Raw genomic sequence first — 1,159 nt, 5'->3', positions numbered from 1 at the left:
ACAGTCGCTCTTTAACAATGTGAATCATGCTGACAAGTTCCTTTCGAAAGAAAGGACATGAGATACGTCTCAAGCGTATCCGGCAATTGTCGTAGAGTCATCGCGGATCAGACCCCTTGGGGTTATATGGTCAAGCGATGAAGCGCATACGGTGGATGCCTAGGCAGCCAGAGGCGATGAAGGACGTGGAAGCCTGCGATAAGGTTCGGCGAGGTGGCAAACAACCTGTGACCCGGACATTTCCGAATGGGGAAACCCACCCAGGGTAACCTGGGTATCTCACACTGAATCCATAGGTGTGGGAGGCGAACCGGGGGAACTGAAACATCTAAGTACCCCGAGGAAAAGAAATCAACCGAGATTCCCCCAGTAGCGGCGAGCGAACGGGGACTAGCCCTTAAGCGGGTGACTGATTAGGCGAATGAGCTGGGAAGCTCAACGATACAGGGTGATAGTCCCGTAGCCGAAAATCTGATCCCGTGAAATCGAGTAGGTCGGGGCACGTGAAACCTTGACTGAAGACGGGGGGACCATCCTCCAAGGCTAAATACTCCTGGCTGACCGATAGTGAACCAGTACCGTGAGGGAAAGGCGAAAAGAACCCCGGAGAGGGGAGTGAAATAGATCCTGAAACCGTGTGCGTACAAGCAGTGGGAGCCGACTCGTTCGGTGACCGCGTACCTTTTGTATAATGGGTCAGCGACTTATTTTCAGTGGCGAGCTTAACCGTATAGGGGAGGCGTAGGGAAACCGAGTCTTAACTGGGCGACCAGTCGCTGGAAATAGACCCGAAACCGGGCGATCTATCCATGAGCAGGTTGAAGGTTGAGTAACATCAACTGGAGGACCGAACCAGGATCTGTTGAAAAAGATTTGGATGACTTGTGGATCGGAGTGAAAGGCTAATCAAGCCCGGAGATAGCTGGTTCTCCTCGAAAGCTATTTAGGTAGCGCCTCACGTATCACCGCCGGGGGTAGAGCACTGTTTCGGCTAGGGGGTCATCCCGACTTACCAACCCGAGGCAAACTCCGAATACCGGTGAGTGCAGCGTGGGAGACACACAGCGGGTGCTAACGTCCGTTGTGAAAAGGGAAACAACCCAGACCGTCAGCTAAGGTCCCGAAATCCTGGTTAAGTGGGAAACGATGTGGGAAGGCT

At 53.3% G+C, this 1,159-nt stretch carries 1 rRNA gene; it reads left to right on the top strand.

What is annotated here, in order from left to right:
- Window positions 1–128 precede the first annotated feature (128 nt).
- Window positions 129–1,159 (top strand): 23S ribosomal RNA (locus tag EKG36_RS20405); the annotation flags it as partial.

Source organism: Halomonas nitroreducens (genome assembly GCF_003966155.1).
GTDB classification, from domain to species: domain Bacteria; phylum Pseudomonadota; class Gammaproteobacteria; order Pseudomonadales; family Halomonadaceae; genus Halomonas; species Halomonas nitroreducens.
The sequence above is the reverse complement of the archived record's forward strand: the minus strand, read 5'-3'. Positions and strand labels throughout refer to the sequence as shown.